At 34.7% G+C, this 527-nt stretch carries 1 protein-coding gene; it reads left to right on the top strand.

The window, feature by feature from the left end:
- On the top strand, nt 1–399 hold a 399-nt coding region (locus tag CWC17_RS18730), incomplete at its 5' end, for a hypothetical protein (RefSeq protein WP_212750656.1).
- Nucleotides 400–527 lie beyond the last annotated feature (128 nt).

The raw sequence follows: 527 nt of genomic DNA on the forward strand, positions 1-527 counted from the left end.
TGCCTTTTAATTGGGCGTTATAAGTACAAGGAAATTAAGAGTATGTGGAAAGATTTAAGTAATATTCAAAAGTTTTTGTTCATTGCAGTTATGTGCTTAATCGTACCATTCGCTCCTGAGTTTATATTTTTGGCTGACATTGGTGGCATGGAGCTAGTGTTTAGCTTTTTGGTTATGTATTACAAGCCAATTATCATTCGGGTTCAGTCCGCCATCGGGCGTGTAAAATTCGAACTTCAAATTTGCACTGTAGCGTTTAAAAACAGTTCAATTTTCAAACCTAAAGTGTATTTCACACAGGCATTATTTTATTCATGCGCATTGGTTGTAACAGGCTCTGTAATTTATTCATCCGTATTTTTTCTACCTGCACTAATGTTAAATGGCGTATTGGTGTGATGTACTTAAAACAAGGCAATTAAGCAGGAAAATTTACAGTTGGCTGTTTTCGCTGCGCTCAACAATTTTAGCCAACTATAAATGTCCTCTTAAGGATTCGATAAATTTTTTACGAAATCAATTTAGTT

The organism is Pseudoalteromonas sp. S3785, from assembly GCF_005887365.1.
Taxonomy (GTDB): domain Bacteria; phylum Pseudomonadota; class Gammaproteobacteria; order Enterobacterales; family Alteromonadaceae; genus Pseudoalteromonas.